Raw genomic sequence first — 17,837 nt, forward strand, 5'->3', positions numbered from 1 at the left:
GTTCATCCAGAAAGGATTGGTTTCCACCGCGGCAGGAGTAGACCATCGTGACCAGTATGCAAAGCGCGCAACCGCGCCTGGATGTTGATGATCCTTTGCTCGATGGCCTGCTGATTCTGTGCAAGCTGCACGGCTGCCCCGCCAGCCGTGCCGGTTTGTGCAGTGGCCTACCCTTGGCCGACCAGCGCCTGCCCCTTGAACTGCTGCCCCGCGCCGCTGCCCGCGCAGGGCTTCAGGCACGGGTACTGGAACGCACTCTGGCCAACATCTCGGAACTCAACCTGCCGGTTTTGTTGATGCTCAAGAACGGGCGTAGCGCCGTGCTGCAGCGCTGGGGCAATGATGGCCGGGCATTGATCCTGCCCTGTGAAGCCGAAGGTGGCGAACAATGGGTCGAACGCGAATCGCTGGAACAGGCCTATGCCGGTCAGGCGTTGTTCGCCCGCCCTCGACACACCTTGGAGAACCTGCGCACGCCCCTGATCCCGCGGGTTGACGCCTGGTTTCGCGATACCCTCAAACATTCGCGCTGGCTGTATGGCGATGCCCTCTTGGCCAGTCTGCTGATCAACCTGCTGGGGCTGATGGTGCCCTTGTTCGTCATGCAGACCTACGACCGGGTGGTGCCCAACCAGGCGCTGTCGACCCTCTGGGTACTGGTCGTCGGCCTGTTCATTGGCACGGCTTTCGAACTGGTGCTGCGCATGGTGCGCGCCCATCTGCTGGACCAGGCCGGCAAGAAGACCGACCTGATTCTCTCGGCCACCCTCTTCGAACGCATCACCGGCATGTCCATGAAGGCCCGGCCCGCCACCATCGGCGGCTTCGCCCAGAGCATTCATGACTTCCAGGGGCTGCGCGAATTCCTCACCGCCGTCACGCTCACCAGCATCATCGACCTGCCATTCGTGGTGCTGATGCTGCTGGCGATCGGCCTGCTCGGCGGCTGGCTGGTGTTGATCCCGCTGATCGCTTTTCCCGTGGCCGTGGCGTTTGCCCTGTTCATCCAGGTGCGCCTGCGCGACACCGTACAAAAAAGCCTGAGCCTGGGCTCGGTCCGCCAGGCCCTGCTGATCGAGACCCTCGGCGGGCTGGAGACGCTCAAGGCCTGCGGTGCCGAAAGCGAGCGTCAGTACCAGTGGGAACACACCAACGGCGCCATCGCCCGCCTCGATGCCCATGCCCGCAATCTGTCCTCCCTGGCCAGCAACGGCACGCTGTTCATCCAGCAGTTCTGTGGCATGGCCACCATTGTCGCCGGGGTCTACAGCATCATCGCCGGCAACCTCAGCGTCGGCGCATTGGTGGCCAGCTACATGCTCGGCAGTCGGGTCCTGGCGCCATTGGGGCAGATCGCCGGCCTGATCACCCGCTATCAGCAAGCCCAACTGACCATGCGCAGCACCGACGCCCTCATGGCCCTGCCCCAGGAGCGCCAAGCCGAGCACCAGGCCTTGGAACACACCACGCTCAAAGGTGGTCTTGCCCTCAACCACGTGAGCTTTCGCTACCCAGGGCAGAGCGCCCTTGCCCTGCAGGACGTGCACCTGACTCTGCAGCCCGGCGAGCGCATCGGCATCATCGGGCGCAGCGGCTCGGGCAAGAGCACACTCGCCCGCCTGCTGATGGGCTTTCATCATCCGGAAGAAGGCCAGGTGCTACTGGACAACCTCGACCTGCGCCAGCTGGACATCGCCGACCTGCGCGTGCAAATGGGCTATGTCGCCCATGACCTGCCGCTGCTGGCCGGCAGCCTGCGCGACAACCTCACCTTGGGTGCCCGCCATGTCAGCGACGCGCGCATGCTCGAGGTGGCAGAGCTGACCGGCGTCAGCGAACTGGCCCGCCTTCACCCGCAAGGCTTCGACCGCCCGGTGGGTGAGCGTGGCCAGTTGCTGTCCGGCGGCCAACGCCAGTGCGTGTTGCTGGCGCGGGCATTGCTGCTGGAGCCGCCGATCCTGATCCTCGATGAACCCACCAGCCACATGGACAACAGCAGCGAGGAGCAACTGCGTCAACGCTTGCTGGCTTGTGTTGCGGGTAAGACCGTGGTGTTGGTCACCCATCGCACGTCCCTGCTGAGCCTAGTGGACCGGCTGGTAGTGCTGGACAACGGCAAGGTCGTCGCCGACGGGCCGAAGGACGCGGTCATCGACGCCCTGCGAAAAGGCCGCATCGGTGCTGCCGTATAGGAAGCAAACAAAGCCCGCGGATTCCGCGAGCCAGACGGGAGCAGGTTTATGCAAGGTGCGTTACCGCCGCGTGGGCGGACGAGCCCGCCCACAGGCCCCGGGCAAATCCATGAGTATCGCGTGGGTCAAAGAGAGGTAGGTCATGTCCCTGAGCCAGAGCATCCGCAGCCCCCACGGCAACGACAAGCGCGCCGAACGCGACTATATGCCGGAGCTGGCCGGCGCCACCTTGCAGGACTCCCCTCGCCTGTCGCGACTGACCGTGTGGCTGACGGCCGCCCTGCTGCTCGCAGCGCTGGCCTGGGCCCACTTCGCGGTGGTCGATGAGGTCACTGTGGGCGAAGGCAAGGCCATCCCGTCGAGCAAGGTCCAAGTGGTGCAGAACCTCGAAGGCGGTATCGTCACCGAGATCTTCGTGCGCGAAGGCCAGATGGTCGACAAAGGCGCCACCCTGCTGCGCCTGGACGACACGCGGTTTCTCTCCAACAAAGGCGAAAGCGAAGCCGACCGCTATGCCCTGACAGCCCAGGTCGAGCGTTTATCGGCCGAATCCGAAGGCCGCCCGTTCAACCTTTCGGACGAAGTGCGCGCCAAGGCGCCCCAGGTGGCCGAAGACGAAACGGCCCTGTATGAGTCGCGCCAGCGCCGCCTGGCAAGCGAGAAGCAGACCCTCAACGAACAACTGCGACAGAAGACTCAGGAGCTGGCCGAATTTCGCTCCAAGGTGGACCAGTACCGCTCGGCCCTGGGCCTGCTGCAACAGGAACTGAACATGTCCACCCCGCTGGTGGGCACCGGGGCGATTTCACCGGTGGAGATCCTGCGCCTGAAACAACGCGCCGTGGAGGCACGCGGTCAGCTCAATGCCACCAGCCTGGCGATCCCCCGGGCCGAAGCGGCCGTGGCGGAGATCAAGAGCAAGATCCAGGAGTCCGACGCCACCTTCCGCTCCGAGGCCGCCAAGGAGCTCAACGACAAACGTACGGAGCTGTCGAAGATCACCGCCACCAGCATCGCCATCGACGACCGGGTTAACCGGACGACGGTGGTTTCGCCAGTGCGCGGGATCATCAAGCTGCTCAAGGTCAATACCATTGGCGGCGTGGTACAGCCCGGCAGCGATCTGGTCGAGATCGTGCCGATCGAAGACAACCTGCTGATCGAGGCCAAGGTGCGCCCGCAGGATGTCGCCTTCCTGCACCCAGGGCAGACGGCGATGGTCAAGTTCAGCGCCTATGACTACACCATCTATGGCGGGCTCAAGGCCAAGCTCGAGCTGATCGGTGCCGATACCGTGACCGACGACAAGGGCAACGCCTTCTACCTGATCCAGGTGCGAACCGAAAAGAACCACCTGGGCGGGGACAACAAACCCTTGCTGATCATTCCGGGCATGGTGGCAACCGTGGACATCATCACCGGGCGCAAGAGTGTGCTCGATTACCTGTTGAAGCCGGTGCTCAAGGCCCGGACAGAGGCGCTGCGCGAACGCTGAACAGGCAGTTGCCAAACAGCAGGCAAAAAAAAGCCCGCCAGTGTGAGAGCGGGCATAAGGACCTACGAAGATTCTTCTAGCGACCAACTAGCTTCCACGATAGGTCGAGTAACTGTACGGCGAGATCAGCAGCGGCACGTGGTAGTGCTCTTGCTTCTCATCGATACCGAAGCGCAGGACGACCACATCCAGGAATGCGGTCTCCGGCAATTTCACGCCACGGGCGCGGTAGTAGTCACCGGCGCTGAATTGCAGCTGGTAGACACCCGTGCGGTAGTCTTCACCCTGCAGCAGCGGCGCGTCGACGCGGCCATCGCTGTTGGTCAGGGCAGTGTTCACCAGCTCCAGTTGCTGGCCTTCGACACGGTACAGCTCAACCTTGATCGAGCTGCCCGGGCAGCCGTGAGCGGCATCCAGTACGTGTGTGGTCAAACGTCCCATTTGCTTGTCGCCTCTTGTCGTATGCGTGGGCAAAAAATACACGGCAATCACCGCGCCAAGGGCCTGCGGTGTGCGGGAATGGCGCCATTAAGACACTTTCTCGATAAATTGTACACAATTTTTTGAACCCCTCTTGCACACCCCTCCCGCCCTCTCGATAAATACGGCATTCACCGCAAAGACAGGCCCCATGCCGACCTCAATGTCGTTATCTGACCGTTCAGGCAGGTTTCTTGCAACCCATTCCCAGCCGACAAAAGGGAAGAAATGCGGAAAAACAGGCTTACAAATGATTTCAGAACTTGTATACAATCACCCTCATCCGGTGGTGCGACATCCCGACGCGGTCCGCCCACCACCCGCACTAACGTACAAGAAGGAAGACTGCAGTGAGCGCTGACTACCCTCGCGACCTGATCGGTTACGGCAACAACCCACCTCACCCGCACTGGCCGGGGAACGCACGCATCGCTCTGTCCTTCGTGCTCAACTATGAAGAAGGTGGCGAACGCAACGTCCTGCACGGTGACAAGGAATCCGAAGCCTTCCTGTCCGAGATGGTTGCCGCTCAGCCTCTGCAAGGCGTGCGCAACATGAGCATGGAGTCGCTCTACGAATACGGCAGCCGCGCCGGCGTCTGGCGCCTGCTCAAGCTGTTCAAGGAAACCGGCGTTCCGCTGACCATCTTCGCTGTGGCCATGGCTGCCCAACGCCACCCCGATGTGATCCGCGCCATGGTCGAAGCCGGCCATGAGATCTGCAGCCACGGCTACCGCTGGATCGACTACCAGTACATGGATGAGCAGCAAGAGCGCGAGCACATGCTCGAGGCCATCCGCATCCTCACCGAACTGACCGGTGAGCGTCCGCTGGGCTGGTACACCGGCCGCACCGGCCCGAACACCCGCCGCCTGGTGATGGAGGAAGGTGGCTTCCTCTATGACAGCGACACCTACGACGATGACCTGCCCTACTGGGAGCCGAACAACCCGACCGGCAAGCCGCACCTGGTGATCCCCTACACCCTGGACACCAATGACATGCGCTTCACCCAGGTCCAGGGCTTCAACTGCGGCGAACAGTTCTTCCAGTACCTCAAGGACGCCTTCGACGTGCTCTACGCAGAAGGCGCCGAGGCGCCGAAGATGCTTTCGATCGGCCTGCACTGCCGCCTGGTCGGCCGCCCGGCTCGCCTGGCTGCGCTCAAGCGCTTCGTCGAATACGCCAAGAGCCATGACCAGGTCTGGTTCGCCCGCCGCGTGGACATCGCCCGCCACTGGCACGCCACCCACCCGTACAAGAACGAGAACGCCTGATGACCGCTTTCAAGACCCTCAAGCCATCGACCCTGGACCGCGACGCCTTCGTCAAGGCCTTCGCCGACATCTATGAGCACTCGCCGTGGGTTGCAGAAAAAGCCTACGACCTGGGTCAGCTGGGCGAACTGGACGAGATCGAGGCGCTGCACCAGCGCATGAGCGACATCCTGCTCAGCGCCAACCATGAGGATCAACTGGCGCTGATCAACGCTCACCCGGACTTGGCCGGCAAGGCCGCCATCCAGGGCGAGCTGACCGAATCCAGCACCAATGAACAGGCCGGCGCCGGGATCCACCAGTGCACCGCCGAAGAGTTCGCCCGTTTCACCGAACTCAACGACGCCTACAAGGCCAAGTTCAAGTTCCCGTTCATCATGGCGGTCAAAGGCAGCAACCGGCACCAGATCCTGGCCGCTTTCGAAAAGCGCATCCACAACGACGCCGATGCCGAATTCAAGGAAGCCCTGGCGCAGATCAACCTGATCGCCCTGTTCCGCCTGCTGCAACTTTAAAAGATGGTGCGATGGCCGCCCCGAGCGCGCGACACACTCGCCCCGGGGCTCGGCCCACACCCTAAACAGAACACAGAACAAAGAGATAACCGCATGCGCACTTTAGTGATCGAGCCCCTGACCAAAGAAGCCTTCGCCCCTTTCGGTGACGTGATCGAAACCGACGGCAGCGACCACTTCATGATCAACAACGGTTCGACCATGCGCTTCCACAAGCTCGCCACGGTCGAAACCGCCGAGCCCGAGGACAAAGCGATCATCAGCATCTTCCGCGCCGATGCCCTGGAGATGCCACTGACCGTACGCATGCTGGAACGCCATCCGCTGGGCAGCCAGGCTTTCATCCCGCTGCTCGGCAACCCCTTTCTGATCGTGGTCGCGCCAGTTGGCGATGCACCTGTATCAGGCTTGGTCCGTGCCTTCCGCAGTAATGGCAGGCAGGGCGTTAATTACCATCGCGGCGTCTGGCACCACCCGGTGCTGACGATCGAAAAGCGGGATGATTTCCTGGTGGTTGATCGCAGTGGTTCCGGCAACAACTGCGACGAGCATTACTTCACCGAGGATCAGATGCTGATCCTCAATCCCCACCAATAAGAAAAGGTCGGTCATCGTCTCGGTGATCGGCAAGAGGTACATACTGTGGAAGCACACCTTCACGAATGGCTGAACCTGAGCATTCGCTGGGTTCACATGATCACCGGTATCGCCTGGATCGGTGCATCGTTCTACTTCGTCTGGCTGGAAAACAACCTGAACCGGAGCAATCCGCGCGAAGGTCTGTCGGGTGACCTCTGGGCCATCCACGGCGGTGGTATCTACCACCTTGAGAAGTACAAGCTCGCACCGCCGAAGATGCCGGAGAACCTGCACTGGTTCAAATGGGAAGCCTATTTCACCTGGATGTCCGGTATCGCCCTGCTCTGCGTGGTGTTCTACTGGAACCCGAGCCTCTACCTGCTGGCACCGGGCAGCACCCTGAGCGGTGCCGAAGGCGTGGCCATCGGTATCGGCTCGCTGGTCGCCTCCTGGTTCATCTACGACTTCCTGTGCGATTCGCCCCTGGGCAAACGCCCTGCCCTGCTCGGCGCCGTCCTGTTCGTGCTGATCATCGCGGCCTGCTTCGGCTTCAGCCTGGTGTTCAGCGGTCGTGGTGCGTACCTGCACACCGGCGCGATCATCGGCACCATCATGGTCGGCAACGTGTTCCGCATCATCATGCCGGCCCAGCGCCAGCTGGTGGCCGCCATCGAGAAGAACGAAACCCCTGATCCGGTCCTGCCGGCCAAGGGTCTGCTGCGTTCGCGCCACAACAACTACTTCACCTTGCCGGTGCTGTTCATCATGATCAGCAACCACTTCCCGAGCACCTATGGCAGCCAGTACAACTGGCTGATCCTGGCCGGGATCGCTGTGGCTGCGGTACTGATCCGTCACTACTTCAACACCCGTCACGAAAGCAACAAATACGCCTGGACCCTGCCTGTCGGCGCCCTGGCGATGATCTGCCTGGCCTACGTGACAGGTCCGAAGCCGATGCCGACCGCACCTGAGCAAGCCGCGGCGAAGGTCGAGTACCAACCGCTGCCAGCGACTGCCATCGGTGGCAAGACCGCTGCCGAGCAACGTGCCGAAGACGCCGCCAAGGCTGCCCAGGCACCTGCCGCCCCGGCCGAAGCTCCTGCCCAGGCAACCGCCCAGGCCGCCCCGGGTGGGTTCGAGAAGATCCACACGGTCATCCAGGAACGCTGCACCGTGTGCCACTCGGCCAAGCCGACCAGCCCGCTGTTCAGCGCTGCGCCCGCCGGCGTGATGTTCGACACTCCGCAGCAGATCCAGGCTCAGGCCGCGCGCATTCAGGCGCAGGCTGTCGCCAGCCAGATCATGCCGCTGGGCAACATCACCCAGATGACCCAGGAAGAACGCAACATGGTCGGTGCCTGGATCGCCAAAGGCGCTCCGGTCAACTGATCGAAGCTGCAAGCTTCAAACCTCAAGCTGTAAGTAGTAGGTAACAAGCAAGCATCGAGCCCTGAGCCTCAAGCGGGAACCCCAAGCTTTTTAAAGCTTGCCGCTTGAAGCTCGCGGCTTGGATCCGAGAATAAAAACAAAACTCGAGGTGCTGCATGTCCGAGTCCCGCAAGGCGTACATCCCCGTTGCGCCCCCACGACAGCCTCTGCCCCTGTTCCAACTGATCCTGGTGGGTCTGCAACATGTACTGCTGATGTACGGAGGTGCGATTGCCGTGCCTTTGATCATCGGCCAGGCCGCCGGACTGTCTCGTGAAGAAGTCGCTTTCCTGATCAACGCCGACCTGCTGGTCGCTGGCGTTGCCACCATGGTCCAATCGTTCGGTATCGGTCCCGTCGGCATTCGCATGCCGGTGATGATGGGTGCCAGCTTCGCTGCCGTCGGCAGCATGGTCGCCATGGCCGGCATGCCCGGCGTAGGCCTGCAGGGGATCTTCGGCGCGACCATCGCCGCCGGGTTCTTCGGCATGCTGATCGCCCCGTTCATGTCCAAGGTCGTGCGGTTCTTCCCGCCGCTGGTCACCGGTACCGTCATCACCTCGATCGGCCTCTCGCTGTTCCCGGTTGCGGTCAACTGGGCCGGTGGCGGTCATGAAGCCGATACCTTCGGCTCGCCGATCTACCTGCTGGTCGCAGGCCTGGTGCTGGCTGTGATCCTGCTGATCAACCGCTTCATGCGGGGGTTCTGGGTCAACGTCTCGGTGCTGGTCGGCATGGGCCTGGGCTACGTCCTGGCCGGTTCGATCGGCATGGTGGACCTTTCCGGTCTGTCCGAGGCACCATGGCTGCAAGTGGTGACCCCACTGCACTTCGGCATGCCGACCTTCAGCCTGGCTCCGATCCTGTCCATGTGCCTGGTGGTGGTGATCATCTTCGTCGAGTCCACCGGCATGTTCCTTGCACTGGGCAAGGTCACCGACCGTGAAGTCACCCCTGGCATGCTGCGTCGTGGCCTGATGTGCGACGCCGGTGCATCGTTCGTTGCAGGTTTCTTCAACACCTTCACCCACTCCTCCTTCGCCCAGAACATCGGTCTGGTGCAGATGACCGGGGTACGCTGCCGCTACGTCACCATCGTCGCCGGCGCCCTGCTCATCCTGCTCAGCCTGCTGCCGAAGGCGGCCTTCCTGATCGCCTCGATCCCGCCCGCTGTACTGGGTGGCGCGTCCATCGCCATGTTCGGCATGGTCACGGCCACAGGGATCAAAATCCTTCAGGAAGCGGACATCTCCGACCGCCGCAACCAGCTGCTGGTCGCAGTCAGCGTGGGCTTTGGCCTGATCCCTGTGGTCCGTCCGGAGTTCTTCGCGCAGATGCCGCACTGGATGGAACCCATCACCCACAGTGGTATCGCCATGGCAACGGTCAGCGCCTTGGTGCTGAACCTGCTGTTCAACATACTGGGTGGCGCCGAGCGCGCCGTGCATAACGCAGCCCACCAGCATTGAGCCAAGGGCGGCAATCCTGCCGCCCTGCTCTTTCATGCAGTAACCGCAACACCGGTGACCCACGCACGTGGGTCGCAGGGGGCGCGCTTGCGCGTCACAAACCACAAACAAGAACAAGAACCGGGAATCTCAACATGAAACGCATCACTTCGTCCCTGTTGCTGGGCAGCAGCCTGCTGGCCACCCTCCCCGCTGTCGCGGGCGACTTGTTGGAGTGGCACGGCGAAAGCCTGACCTACCTGTACGGCAAGGACTTCAAGGTCAACCCAGGCATTCAGCAGACGGTGACGTTCGAACACGCCAACCGGTGGAAGTACGGCGACACCTTCCTGTTCATCGACAAGACCTTCTACAACGGCCAGGCCGATGCCAGCAAAGGCCCTACCACCTACTATGGCGAATTCAGCCCTCGCCTGTCGCTGGGCCGGATCTTCGACCGCAACCTCTCGTTCGGCCCGGTCAAGGACGTGCTGATCGCCATGACCTACGAGCGCGGTGAAGGTGACAACGAAGCCTATCTGATCGGTCCTGGCTTTGCCCTGAACGTGCCGGGCTTCAACTACTTCAACCTGAACTTCTATGTACGTAATACCGAAGGCAGCCGCCCGGGTGATAACGTCTGGCAGATCACGCCTAACTGGTCCTACACCATCCCCGTGGGCAAGTCCGACATCCTCATCGATGGCTACATCGACTGGGTGGTGGACAACGACGAGACCCGTCGTGGTACCTACCACGCTAACTTGCAGTTCAACCCACAGGTCAAATACGACCTGGGCAAGGCGCTCAACTGGGGCGCCAAGCAGCTGTATGTGGGTATCGAATACAGCTACTGGAAAGACAAGTACGGCATCGACAACAGTGGCAACATCGACAGCAATCAGAGCGTCACCAGTGCCCTGGTGAAAGTGCACTTTTAAAAGTTGACTCGTAGTTCAGGTTTTATGCCATAGTTACTCCCGGACGGAGTACTTGAGACCGGGCGCGCAAGTGGGTAATCTGCGCGCCCCCTCGATCAGGGCAGGAAGGATCCTGCCCGCGTTTACTGACCGCTCAGTCAATGAATTAGGGCGGTTGGCCAACGTGTTGCCAGCCTGAAACACCCATTTCATCCGTTCAGAACGTAGTCGAGCAGGATGGTTGTGACCAACCGGAAATGTTGGCGCAGCTCTTGCCCATTAGCTGTGGCCAATCGAAAAAAACTGACTCAAAAGACAAAAAATGCGCCTCAAGAGCGCTGACAACAGATCCACTCAAGGGAGCGACCTGCGCAATGCGTACCATCAACAGCCTGATTCTTGCCGGCGGCCTGCTGGCTTCCGGTGCCAGCTTCGCCGGCGATCTGCTGCAATGGCAGAACAACAGCCTCACCTACCTGTGGGGCAAGAACTTCAAGGTGAACCCTGAAACCCAACAGACCGTCACCTTCGAACATGCCGACGGGTGGAAGTACGGCGATAACTTCATCTTCGTCGACAAGATCTTCTACCAAGGCAAGAAAGACGCGAACAACGGCCCCAACACCTACTACGGCGAGATCAGCCCGCGTCTGTCGTTCGGCAAGATCTTCGACCAGAAGCTCGAGTTCGGCCCGATCAAGGACGTGCTGCTGGCCATGACCTATGAGTTCGGCGAGGGCGACACCGAGTCCTACCTGATCGGTCCCGGCTTCGACCTGGCCATCCCAGGCTTTGACTACTTCCAGCTGAACTTCTACCAGCGCACTACCGACGGCAGCCGTCCGGGTGACAACGTCTGGCAGATCACCCCGGTCTGGTCCTACACCATTCCCGTAGGTTCGTCGGACATCCTCATCGACGGCTTCATGGACTGGGTCGTGGACAACGACGAGAACCGCCGTGGCGACTACCACGCGAACCTGCACTTCAATCCGCAGGTCAAGTACGACCTGGGCAAGGCGCTGAAGGTGGGTGAGAAGCAGTTGTACGTAGGTATCGAGTACGACTACTGGAAGAACAAGTACGGCATCAAAGACAGCGATGGCTTCACCACCGATCAGAACACCATGAGCTTCCTGCTCAAGTATCACTTCTGATCTGAGTGGAGGGGCTGCTGCGCGGCCCAGTCGCAACAAGGCCGTTCCTCACAGGCGTGGGAACGGCCTTGTGCCGTCACGAACTGGGCTGCGGCCCTCGCTAGCGAGCGGGCCGCAGCGCCCGCCAAACCTTGCCCAGCACGCCCACCAGCGCCAGCACCACACCGCCAGCCACCACACCGGCCACGCCATTGAGCAAGCCGCCGGTCAGCGACCCGCCCCGCCCTTCGCTGAATGCCTCGATGGCGTGATGCAGCGGCTCGATGCCATGCACCAGGATGCCCCCACCGACCAGGAACATCGCCGCGGTGCCGATCACCGAGAGGCTTTTCATCATGTACGGCGCAGCCCGCAGGATGCCATTGCCCACGGCGCGGGCCAGGCTGGACGTCTTGGTCGTCATCCACAAGCCCAGGTCGTCGAGCTTGACGATGCCGCCCACCAAGCCGTAAACGCCGATGGTCATCACCACGGCGATGCCCGAGAGCACGACGATCTGCTGCGTCAGCGGCGAATCGGCGACGATGCCCAGGGTGATGGCGATGATTTCCGCCGAGAGGATGAAGTCGGTGCGCACTGCACCCTTGATCTTGTCTTTCTCATAGGCCACCAGGTCGATGTTCGGATCGGCCATGGCCTCGTTGCGCGCGTTGTGCTGCGCCTGGTCTTCGTCCTTGCTGTGCAGAAACTTGTGCGCCAGCTTCTCGAAGCCCTCGAAACACAGGTAGGCGCCACCGAGCATCAGCAAGGGTGTCACCGCCCAAGGGATGAACGCACTGATCAGCAACGCCGCCGGCACCAGGATCGCTTTATTCACCAGCGAGCCCTTGGCCACCGCCCACACCACCGGGATCTCGCGATCTGCACGCACCCCGGTGACCTGCTGGGCGTTGAGCGCCAGGTCGTCGCCCAGCACCCCTGCGGTCTTCTTCGCCGCGACCTTGGTCATCACCGAAACGTCGTCGAGCACCGTGGCGATATCGTCGATCAGTACCAGTAGACTGCTTCCTGCCATGATTGCCTGCATCCCGTGGATTGAGTGGGTCGATTCTAGCCGAAAGAGGCCGCCTTGAGCGCCCGACAAGGCGGGTGCTACCATGCCGAACCCTCTCTTAGAGGTGGCCAGACAAAGGAAGATTCCCGACATGAGCACCATTCGCGAGCGCAACAAGGAGCTGATCCTGCGCGCGGCCAGCGAAGAATTCGCCGACAAGGGCTTCGCCGCCACCAAGACCAGCGACATCGCCGCCAAGGCCGGCCTGCCCAAGCCGAACGTCTATTACTATTTCAAATCCAAGGAAAACCTCTACCGCGAGGTCCTTGAAAGCATCATCGCGCCGATCATGCAGGCCTCCACGCCGTTCAACCCCGACGGCGACCCCAAGGAAGTGCTCAGCGGCTACATCCGCTCTAAGATCCGCATCTCTCGCGACCTACCCCATGCCTCGAAGGTGTTCGCCAGCGAGATCATGCACGGTGCCCCGCACCTCTCGCCCAACCAGGTGCAGCAGCTCAACGATCAGGCGCGGCATAACATCGAATGCATCCAGCACTGGATCGAGCGCAAGCAGATCGCCCCGGTCGACCCGCATCACCTGATGTTCAGCATCTGGGCGGCGACGCAGACCTATGCCGATTTCGACTGGCAGATCTCCGTGGTCACCGGCAAGCCCAAGCTGGCCGACAGTGACTATGACGCAGCGGCCGAGACCATCATCCGGCTGGTGCTCAAAGGCTGCGAGCCCGAAGCCGCCTGACCCGATTGCGGGCTGCGATGCAGCCCTTTCGCGACAAAAAGCCGCACGCAGCTCGCGTCATGCCCCTGCGACAAAAGGCCGCTCCCCAGGCACAAAGCCCCCCTTACGAGGGCAGCGATGAACCTAGGGAGCGGCCTTTTTTCGCGACAGGGGCGCGAAGCGGCCCCTGGATTAAACACTTATGCAGCTACGCCAGCATCGGCCTTCAGCCCCGCCTCCTCGATCGCACTGATCGCGCATTGCTCGTCGATATCCGACGTATCCCCGCTGATCCCTACCGCACCCAGCACCTTGCCCGCCTGGTCACGAATCAGCACACCACCAGGCGCCGGTACCACCGGGCTTTCGCCCAAGCCATTGAGCGCGGCGAAGAATGCCGGGCGTTGCTGCGCATCCAGCGCCAGCAGGCGCGAGCCCTTGCCCAGAGCGACAGCCCCCCAGGCCTTGCCCATGGCCACCTGCGGACGCAGCAGGCTGGCGCCATCTTCGCGCTGCAGCGCCAGCAGGTGCCCGCCAGCGTCCAGTACCGCCACCGTCAAGGGAGCGGCGTTGATCTTGCGACCCGCTGACAGCGCGGCGTTCACCAGGCTGACGGCGACTTTGAGGGTCAATGCGTTCATGGAAAGGTCCTCTTCTTGTTGTGAGAAGCCCTAAGGGCAGTTGAAAACCGGATAGAGACAATAGAACACAACGGCGAGATTTTTTGTATACAATAATTTTAGACGATCGTGCACGATCAGACGAAACGCCGTTTTCAAAGGCTTCCCGACGAAAGCCACTTCCGCTGATGAAAATGGATTGACCTAAAGCGTCGAGCGTGAATACACTCTGTCGCAAAGCAAGTTGTATACAATTACAAAATCGATGAGGCACAAACCATGAGCAAAATGAGAGCAATCGATGCAGCCGTTCTGGTCATGCGCCGTGAAGGTGTAGATACCGCGTTCGGCATCCCGGGGGCTGCTATCAACCCGCTGTACTCGGCCCTGAAGAAAGTCGGTGGCATCGATCACGTCCTCGCTCGCCACGTCGAAGGCGCTTCCCACATGGCCGAGGGTTACACCCGCGCCAACCCGGGCAACATCGGTGTGTGCATCGGCACCTCCGGCCCTGCCGGTACCGACATGGTGACCGGTCTGTACAGCGCTTCGGCCGACTCCATCCCAATTCTCTGCATCACCGGCCAAGCGCCTCGTGCTCGTCTGCACAAGGAAGACTTCCAGGCCGTTGACATCACCAATATCGTCAAGCCAGTCACCAAGTGGGCCACCACCGTTCTGGAGCCAGGCCAGGTGCCTTACGCCTTCCAGAAAGCCTTTTACGAAATGCGCACCGGCCGTCCAGGCCCTGTGCTGATCGACCTGCCGTTCGACGTGCAGATGGCCGAAATCGAATTCGACATCGACGCCTACCAGCCACTGCCAGTCCACAAGCCAGCCGCCAGCCGCGTCCAGGCTGAAAAAGCCCTGGCCATGCTCAACGAAGCCGAGCGTCCGCTGATCGTTTCCGGCGGTGGCGTGATCAACGCCGATGCCAGCGAGAAATTGGTCGAGTTCGCCGAACTGACCGGCGTACCGGTCATCCCGACCCTGATGGGCTGGGGCACCATTCCTGACGATCACCCGCAGATGGTCGGCATGGTCGGCCTGCAGACTTCGCACCGCTACGGCAACGCCACCCTGCTCAAATCCGACCTGGTGTTCGGTATCGGTAACCGTTGGGCCAACCGTCACACCGGTTCCGTCGACGTCTACACCGAAGGCCGCAAGTTCGTTCACGTGGACATCGAGCCGACCCAGATCGGTCGCGTTTTCACCCCGGACCTGGGCATCGTTTCTGACGCTGGCGCCGCACTGGATGCCTTCCTGGAAGTGGCCCGCGAGTGGAAAGCCGCCGGCAAGCTCAAGTGCCGTCGCGAGTGGCTGGAAGATTGCCAGCAGCGCAAGTCGAGCCTGCAGCGCAAGACCCACTTCGACAACGTGCCGGTCAAGCCGCAGCGCGTCTACGAAGAAATGAACCAGGTCTTCGGCAAGGACACCTGCTACGTCAGCACCATCGGTCTGTCGCAGATCGCCGGTGCCCAGTTCCTGCACGTGTACAAGCCGCGTCACTGGATCAACTGCGGCCAGGCCGGCCCGCTGGGCTGGACCATCCCGGCTGCCCTGGGTGTGGTCAAGGCAGACCCTTCGCGCAAAGTCGTCGCGCTGTCCGGTGACTACGACTTCCAGTTCATGATCGAAGAGCTGGCGGTAGGCGCCCAGTTCAACCTGCCATACGTCCACGTGCTGGTGAACAACGCCTACCTGGGCCTGATCCGCCAGGCGCAGCGTGGCTTCGACATGGATTACTGTGTACAACTGGCGTTCGAGAACATCAACGCCACCGAAGCGGGCAGCTACGGCGTCGATCACGTGGCCGTGGTCGAAGGCCTGGGCTGCAAGGCACTGCGCGTGTTCGAACCGGCTGAAATCGCCCCTGCCCTGCTCAAGGCGCAGAAGATGGCCGAAGAGTTCCGCGTGCCGGTGGTGGTCGAGGTGATCCTCGAGCGCGTGACCAACATTTCCATGGGTACCGAAATCAACGCGGTCAACGAGTTCGAAGACCTCGCCCTGGTCGGCAACGACGCGCCTACCGCGATCTCGCTGCTGGACTGACCGCCTGACGCCCCCGCGCCGGCTGTGCCGGGGGCCTTCTTCTGCAAGGAGACAACCATGCCTCGCTTCGCTGCCAACCTGTCCATGCTGTTCACCGAGCAGGACTTCCTGGCCCGCTTCAAGGCCGCCGCCGACGCTGGCTTCAGCGGTGTCGAATACCTCTTCCCGTACGATTTCAGCGCCACCGAGATCAAGCAGCAACTCGACGCCCACGGCCTGACCCAGGTGCTGTTCAACCTGCCGGCCGGCGACTGGGGCAAAGGCGAGCGCGGCATCGCGTGCAACCCTGAGCGTGTCGAAGAATTCCGCGCCGGTGTCGACAAGGCCATCGAATACGCCAAGGTACTGGGCAACACCCAGGTCAACTGCCTGGCCGGTATCCGCCCGCAAGGCCCGGACTGCGCCACCGTCCGCAAGACCTTCGTCGACAACCTCAAGTACGCCGCCGACAAGCTCAAGGCTGCAGGTATCCGCCTGGTCATGGAAATGATCAACACCCGTGACATTCCGGGCTTCTACCTGAACACCACCAAGCAGGCCCTGGAGATCCAGGCCGAAGTCGGCAGCGACAACCTGTTCCTGCAGTACGACATCTACCACATGCAGATCATGGAAGGTGACCTGGCTCGCACCATGGAAGCCAACCTGAAGCTGATCAACCACATCCAGCTGGCCGATAACCCCGGCCGCAACGAACCAGGCACCGGCGAGATCAACTATCGCTTCCTGTTCGAGCACCTGGACCGCATCGGTTACCAGGGCTGGGTGGGCGCGGAATACAAGCCGCTGACCACCACCGAAGCAGGCCTGGGCTGGCTGAAAACCCACAACGCAATCTGAAAGCCGAGTACAGCCCCTGTGGGGTAGCAGACACCGTGGACGCGGGTTCACCCGCGTACACCGGCCAAGCCGGTGCCATCCACCGAAGTGTCTGCTTCGCGGGTAAACCCGCTCCCGCAGAGACCGCGGCTCACTTGAGATTTCTACAAATATAAAGAGGCACATTCTCATGGCTAAAATCGGTTTCATCGGCACCGGCATCATGGGCAACCCAATGGCCCAGAACCTGCAGAAGGCAGGTCACAGCCTGTTCGTCTCCACCCACCACGACGCCGCCCCTACCAATCTTGTCGCCGCAGGCGCCGTCGCCCTGGCCAACCCGAAGGAAGTGGCCCAGGAAGCCGAATTCATCATCGTCATGGTCCCGGACACCCCGCAGGTCGAATCCGTCCTGTTCGGTGAGAACGGCGTTGCCGAAGGTGCAGGCCCGAACAAAGTCGTGATCGACATGAGCTCGATCTCCCCCACCGCCACCAAAGTCTTCGCCGAGAAGATCAAGGCCACCGGCGCTGCCTACCTGGATGCCCCGGTCTCCGGCGGTGAAGTCGGCGCCAAGGCCGGCACCCTGAGCATCATGGTCGGCGGCTGCCCGAAGGCCTTCGAACGCGCTCTGCCGCTGTTCGAAGCCATGGGCAAGAACATCACCCGCGTCGGCGGCAACGGCGACGGCCAGACCGCCAAGGTCGCCAACCAGATCATCGTCGCCCTGAACATCCAGGCCGTCGGCGAAGCCCTGCTGTTCGCCGCCAAGAACGGCGCAGACCCGGCCAAGGTTCGTGAGGCGCTGATGGGCGGCTTCGCGTCCTCGAAGATCCTGGAAGTGCACGCCGAGCGCATGATCAAAGGCACCTTCGATCCAGGCTTCCGCATCAACCTGCACCAGAAGGACCTGAACCTGGCCCTGCAAGGCGCCAAGGAGCTGGGTATCAACCTGCCCAACACCTCCAACGCCCAGCAAGTGTTCAGCACCTGCGTCGCCCTAGGCGGCGGCAACTGGGACCACTCGGCGCTGATCAAAGGCCTGGAGCACATGGCCAACTTCTCGATCCGCGACGAGAAATAAGCTTCAAGCTGTAAGCCTCAAGCGGCGAG

16 protein-coding genes are annotated in these 17,837 nt (G+C 61.7%); 13 read left to right on the top strand and 3 right to left on the bottom strand.

The annotated features are described in order from the left end of the window. Positions 1–56 precede the first annotated feature (56 nt). Together R6G97_RS21110 and R6G97_RS21115 are read left to right on the top strand one after the other, a co-directional pair. Positions 57–2,192, top strand: coding sequence for a type I secretion system permease/ATPase (locus tag R6G97_RS21110; RefSeq protein WP_182943353.1), 2,136 nt, complete (start codon positions 57–59; stop codon positions 2,190–2,192). Positions 2,193–2,334: 142 nt separating this feature from the next. Further along, positions 2,335–3,687: an HlyD family type I secretion periplasmic adaptor subunit gene (locus R6G97_RS21115; RefSeq protein WP_043214847.1), complete on the top strand. Its 1,353-nt coding sequence runs from the start codon at positions 2,335–2,337 to the stop codon at positions 3,685–3,687. Between the two features lie 87 nt (positions 3,688–3,774). Here R6G97_RS21115 and uraH read toward each other — a convergent pair whose 3' ends face one another. Continuing rightward, positions 3,775–4,128: a hydroxyisourate hydrolase gene (gene uraH, locus R6G97_RS21120; RefSeq protein ID WP_043214849.1), complete on the bottom strand. Its 354-nt coding sequence runs from the start codon at positions 4,126–4,128 to the stop codon at positions 3,775–3,777. Between the two features lie 389 nt (positions 4,129–4,517). Between uraH and puuE the strand changes: the two genes are divergently transcribed. From puuE to R6G97_RS21155, 7 genes are all read left to right on the top strand, one after another. Further along, positions 4,518–5,444: an allantoinase PuuE gene (gene puuE / locus R6G97_RS21125; RefSeq protein ID WP_043214851.1), complete on the top strand. Its 927-nt coding sequence runs from the start codon at positions 4,518–4,520 to the stop codon at positions 5,442–5,444. Continuing rightward, positions 5,444–5,959, top strand: a complete 516-nt coding sequence (uraD, locus tag R6G97_RS21130; protein WP_043214853.1) for a 2-oxo-4-hydroxy-4-carboxy-5-ureidoimidazoline decarboxylase — start codon at positions 5,444–5,446, stop codon at positions 5,957–5,959. The genes puuE and uraD overlap by 1 nt, the downstream gene beginning before the upstream one ends. Positions 5,960–6,052: 93 nt before the next feature. After that, positions 6,053–6,556 (top strand): ureidoglycolate lyase, encoded by a 504-nt coding sequence (locus tag R6G97_RS21135; RefSeq protein ID WP_043214855.1) that lies wholly within the window; start codon positions 6,053–6,055, stop codon positions 6,554–6,556. Between the two features lie 45 nt (positions 6,557–6,601). Then, a complete protein-coding gene (locus R6G97_RS21140; protein WP_043214857.1) occupies positions 6,602–7,930 on the top strand; it encodes a urate hydroxylase PuuD in 1,329 nt (442 codons plus the stop codon). Between the two features lie 155 nt (positions 7,931–8,085). Continuing rightward, positions 8,086–9,438, top strand: coding sequence for a nucleobase:cation symporter-2 family protein (locus R6G97_RS21145; RefSeq protein ID WP_043214859.1), 1,353 nt, complete (start codon positions 8,086–8,088; stop codon positions 9,436–9,438). A gap of 134 nt (positions 9,439–9,572) precedes the next feature. After that, complete coding sequence (locus R6G97_RS21150; protein ID WP_043214861.1) at positions 9,573–10,358, top strand: outer membrane protein OmpK; 786 nt, start codon at positions 9,573–9,575, stop codon at positions 10,356–10,358. Between the two features lie 353 nt (positions 10,359–10,711). After that, the gene (locus R6G97_RS21155) at positions 10,712–11,494 is read left to right on the top strand and encodes an outer membrane protein OmpK (protein ID WP_043214863.1); all 783 of its coding nucleotides are present in this window, start codon (positions 10,712–10,714) and stop codon (positions 11,492–11,494) included. A gap of 100 nt (positions 11,495–11,594) precedes the next feature. Here R6G97_RS21155 and R6G97_RS21160 read toward each other — a convergent pair whose 3' ends face one another. After that, positions 11,595–12,509 carry a DUF808 domain-containing protein gene (locus tag R6G97_RS21160; protein ID WP_317847459.1) on the bottom strand — a complete coding sequence of 305 codons (915 nt, stop codon included), beginning with the start codon at positions 12,507–12,509 and terminating at the stop codon, positions 11,595–11,597. Between the two features lie 130 nt (positions 12,510–12,639). Between R6G97_RS21160 and R6G97_RS21165 the strand changes: the two genes are divergently transcribed. After that, positions 12,640–13,251, top strand: coding sequence for a TetR/AcrR family transcriptional regulator (locus tag R6G97_RS21165; protein WP_043214865.1), 612 nt, complete (start codon positions 12,640–12,642; stop codon positions 13,249–13,251). 179 nt (positions 13,252–13,430) lie between these two features. Here the strand turns inward: R6G97_RS21165 and R6G97_RS21170 are convergent, their stop codons facing one another. After that, a complete protein-coding gene (locus tag R6G97_RS21170) occupies positions 13,431–13,871 on the bottom strand; it encodes a GlcG/HbpS family heme-binding protein (protein ID WP_043214867.1) in 441 nt (146 codons plus the stop codon). Between the two features lie 258 nt (positions 13,872–14,129). On the opposite strand from R6G97_RS21170, the gene gcl reads away from it, so the two are divergent. The 3 genes from gcl to R6G97_RS21185 all read left to right on the top strand — a co-directional run bounded on the left by gcl (position 14,130) and on the right by R6G97_RS21185 (position 17,808). Continuing rightward, positions 14,130–15,905: a glyoxylate carboligase gene (gene gcl / locus R6G97_RS21175; protein ID WP_043214870.1), complete on the top strand. Its 1,776-nt coding sequence runs from the start codon at positions 14,130–14,132 to the stop codon at positions 15,903–15,905. A 57-nt stretch (positions 15,906–15,962) separates the two neighbouring features. Further along, positions 15,963–16,745, top strand: a complete 783-nt coding sequence (hyi, locus tag R6G97_RS21180) for a hydroxypyruvate isomerase (RefSeq protein WP_043214871.1) — start codon at positions 15,963–15,965, stop codon at positions 16,743–16,745. Between the two features lie 169 nt (positions 16,746–16,914). Then, the gene (locus R6G97_RS21185; protein ID WP_317847460.1) at positions 16,915–17,808 is read left to right on the top strand and encodes a 2-hydroxy-3-oxopropionate reductase; all 894 of its coding nucleotides are present in this window, start codon (positions 16,915–16,917) and stop codon (positions 17,806–17,808) included. Positions 17,809–17,837: the final 29 nt, after the last annotated feature.

Source organism: Pseudomonas sp. HTZ2 (assembly GCF_033173945.1).
GTDB lineage: Bacteria > Pseudomonadota > Gammaproteobacteria > Pseudomonadales > Pseudomonadaceae > Aquipseudomonas > Aquipseudomonas guariconensis.